The following is a 4,155-nucleotide window of genomic DNA, read 5'->3' on the forward strand; positions in this document are numbered from 1 at the left end:
TGCCTTTGTCATGGCATATATTGCCGCAGCTATCCACCTCGAAGCCATTTTAGGTTCCTTTGCCGCAGGTTTAGTACAACCGAGTTTAGCACAGGAAAAAGAGCGGATATTACGCACTTTAACAGTGAGTGGAAGGGGTGTAGAGTCGATTCCCACGACGCGATCGCAAGTCAATGTTGGTGTGGAAGTTCAAGGTAAAGATGCCAAAAATGTTCAGGAAGAAGCTGCACGTCGCTCTTCTGCTGTGGTTGCGTTGTTAAAATCACGCAATGTTGAGAAACTTCAAACAACAGGAATAAATTTAAATCCAGTTTATAACTACACTAATAGTGTGCAGAAAATCACTGGTTATAGTGCCACTAATACCGTTAGTTTTCGCGTTACCACTGATAAGACTGGGACTTTACTTGATGATGTGGTCAAAGCTGGGGCAACTCGCATCGATGGTATTAGTTTTATTGCGACTGATGAAGCAATTTCCCAAGCACAAAAACAAGCTTTACAAAAGGCAACTCAAGACGCACGTTTACAAGCTGATGCTGTGTTTACAACTCTCGGTTTGAAAGCCAAGGAAGTAGTTAGCATTCAACTAAATGGTTAGCCAATGCAAATATCAAGCATACTAGATATATCTAATACACTATTGAACAGTAAAAGCAAGTCAAATAGTTCTGCCTTTACTTTTTGTAATTAGCATTTAATTTATTACCTGTCTTATTTTCTTACTTTGGCATTACCTAAATCTATATTTCGGTTGGTTACATTTTTTGCAACCTAAATTTTTGAGACTACTGGGATTATTGAGATTAAATAGTACGATATTTCTCCGACATTAAGCTCCACTTATCTCCAAGTCACTCCAAAGGATAGACTTAACCGAAATTATTGCTACCACCTGGTTTTACGATTGCGAGTACCACGAATTGCAAATCTGACTGACTCCCCACTTGATACAGTAGAGAGATGGTTTTTAGCAGAGGCAATCCAGTTCGACTTAATGACTATTCCATTACCTTTATTCGCATCTACAACAGAAACAGCAGATGGTTCCCTAGTTTTAGCATCCGTTCTGTTGAGTTTGGTCGTAATTTACTTTGCCAGCAAACTTGGTGGAGAATTATCTAACCGTGTTGGTTTACCTGCCGTTTTGGGTGAACTTGTTGGAGGTGTTATTGTTGGTGTTTCGGCACTAAATCTACTCGTATTTCCTGGGGAAAATGTCGATGCATCAAGCTCGCTAATTATGCAGTTTTTGCAATTCAGCGATGGTTTAACTCCAGAAGCAGCTAATGGCGTGTTTCAAGCACAGTCAGAAGTAATTTCGGTACTATCAGAAATCGGTGTAATTATCCTACTGTTTGAAATTGGCTTAGAGTCCAATCTCAAGGATTTAATGGGGGTTGGTATCCAAGCTGTATTAGTTGCTTGTGTTGGCGTTGTAGTACCCTTCGCGGCTGGTACTGCTGGGTTGATGATATTTTTTGGGATTTCGGCAATTCCAGCGATTTTTGCTGGTGCTGCTTTGACGGCAACTAGTATTGGGATTACTTCCAGGGTACTTTCGGAACTTGGCAAGCTGAATTCCAAAGAAGGGCAAATTATTCTTGGTGCTGCCGTCATTGACGACATTTTGGGAATTATCGTACTTGCTGTCGTCGCGAGTTTAGCCAAAGATGGTGCAGTCGATGTTGCCAACGTCGTTTATTTAATTATTGCAGCCGGGGGGTTTTTAGTCGGCGCGATCGCACTCGGAAATGCCTTCAGTAAAAGCTTTATTGTCATTGTTAGCAAACTCAAAACCCGTGGTGACTTGATTTTACCTGCGTTTATTTTTGCCTTTGTCATGGCATATATTGCCGCAGCTATCCACCTCGAAGCCATTTTAGGTTCCTTTGCCGCAGGTTTAGTACTGGATGAAAACGACAAACGCAACGAATTACAGAAGCAAGTTATCCCCATTGCTGATATGCTTGTACCAATTTTCTTCGTCACTGTGGGAGCTAGAACCGACTTAAGCGTTTTAAATCCAACGATTCCAGCCAACCGTGAAGGTTTAGTAATGGCTGTATTCTTGGTTGCGATCGCAATTATTGGTAAAGTTGTCACGGGTCTAGCTGTGTTCGGGCAGGAAAAAATCAACCGTTTGGCTATTGGTGTGGGGATGATACCCCGTGGTGAAGTTGGATTAGTATTCCTGGGAATTGGTTCCAATACGGGAGTTTTATCTAAACCCCTAGAAGCTGCCATTATTATGATGGTAATTTTAACGACATTTTTAGCACCACCTTTGCTAAAACTTGTATTCCCAGACTCAGATACCAACCTTGTCAGCGTTAATCCAGATAAACCAGTTTTAGAGGATTAGGGAATACCAAAATAAATTATCCTAAATCGTTGTAGGCTGGGGCAAACCCCATCCTACTGGGGAATAATACGATTGAATAAATTGATGATTATATTTTTTATTTACAAGTTCGTTGAATAAATTGAGACTGATGCCAACGGGAGCAATGTTGGAATTGTAATGAATTGGGATTGACTAAAGAGTAGTAATTCTGATTATCTCTTTATTGGTGTATTAGTAATTCTCAGTAACCAGGAAGGAGACAAGATTTTGATGCGATCGCCATAGCTTAATTATAAAAGCATATTGCAGCATCGAAATTTGAGAGGTTTATGCTAGCATGTGACGCTACTAGCTGTATTTATCACTATGGGATGACTCCAGCATAGCTATGTTTAGTTTATGTATTTTTTAGGGTGACTGCATCAGGATTTGCCAATGCTGTCTTCAGATTGACAACTCCCATGAAATTGAATCAGGAGAAAACAACTTTGAAACTACATTGGTTACTATCTGGTACTTTTGTAACTGTCTTCATGCTATCGTCGCCTAGTCGTGCCGCAACGCTAGAATCTTGGCGATTCGATTCAAACCAAAATCAACTGGAAATTAATACCGATACAGGAGTTCAACCCCAAGCCCAACTTGTATTTAATCCAACACGTTTAGTCATAGATTTACCAGGAACGCGATTTGGACGAAGACAAGTAACACAACCTGCATCTGGTGCATATCGAACGCTGCGAGTTGGACAATTGAACGAGGAAATGTCTCGTATTGTCATCGAACTTACCCCTGGTTACACGATCGATCCTAACCAAGTTAAATTTGAGAGCAAATCAGCTAATCGATGGGTAGTACAGCTACCAAAACCCCAAATTGAGCGGAATAGTTCCCCTGTTGCCGCAAATACGGTGACAAATACCTATAATTCTGTCACCTTAGAACCAGACAAAAAATCTGATGTACCAACAAGAATTGGTAATATTGCCCAAAGTACAACCCAAGTTGAAAATTTACAAATTACAGGAGATGGTTTCTTCATCCGTACAACTGGTGGCAACCCATTAATTAGGGTTAATCGGAGTCGCGATCGCAAAACCGTCAACATAGATATTGCCAGTTCGTCAATATCCCCCAACCTTTCACAAAGAGATGTTTCCGTCAATCGCTTTGGCGTAAATCGGGTTATTTTCTCCCAACTCGATAGCAAAACCCCAATCGTGAGAATGTCCTTACAGGTAGAAAAAGACAGTTCCGATTGGGGAGTCACCAAAAGTAGTGGTGGTGGTTTAGTCATACTCCCCAGTAGCCTTGGCAGTATTTCCAGAGGAGACTCAGGAAGTAATTCAGGAAGTAATTCAGGAACTAATAACCCAAATTCACCGATATCGAGTCAACCTAGACCATTCCCCGGTATACCACAAACACCCGGACGCAATGACTCCCCAGCCACGATACAATCTGTAGAACTAGCAGGTGGAGGCAGCCAACTAATTATTCGTGGCGATCGCAATCTCAACGCAAATGGTGGATGGGATCGAACATCGGGAATGTTCCGCATCACAATTCCCAATGCCCGTCTAACATCCAACGTGCGTGGACCATCATTAGATAGCGGTAGTCCTCTTCTTCGCATCCGTCTACAGGAGCAAAAAGAACAGGGCAGCGTTATCGTCATGCTTCAACCAGCATCAGGAGTCCAAATTGGACAATTAAATCAAATTACCGGACAATTTATCGCCCTAGAATTGCGTCGCAACACTTCAATTATCCCACCACTACCTATATTTACCCAGCCAAACCCAGGT

The 4,155-nt window shown here is 41.7% G+C and carries 3 protein-coding genes; all 3 read left to right on the forward strand.

Going from position 1 to position 4,155, the window contains the following annotated elements; genetic code table 11:
- The coding region (locus tag CK510_RS27105; RefSeq protein ID WP_245912459.1) for an SIMPL domain-containing protein at positions 1-601 on the forward strand (601 nt) is incomplete at its 5' end.
- 396 nt (positions 602-997) lie between these two features.
- Entirely contained in the window at positions 998-2,365 is a 1,368-nt protein-coding gene (locus tag CK510_RS27110) for a cation:proton antiporter (RefSeq protein ID WP_095724614.1), read from the forward strand.
- 470 nt (positions 2,366-2,835) lie between these two features.
- A partial coding sequence (locus CK510_RS27115) for an AMIN domain-containing protein (protein ID WP_158224972.1) occupies positions 2,836-4,155 on the forward strand: 1,320 nt, incomplete at its 3' end.

This window comes from Brunnivagina elsteri CCALA 953, assembly GCF_002289455.1.
GTDB classification, from domain to species: Bacteria; Cyanobacteriota; Cyanobacteriia; order Cyanobacteriales; family Nostocaceae; genus Brunnivagina; species Brunnivagina elsteri.

What these genes read in the sequence shown, in the direction of transcription:
- CK510_RS27110 (WP_095724614.1), top strand. Translation starts at nt 998, where the DNA reads ATGACTATTCCATTACCTTTATTCGCATCTACAACAGAAACAGCAGAT.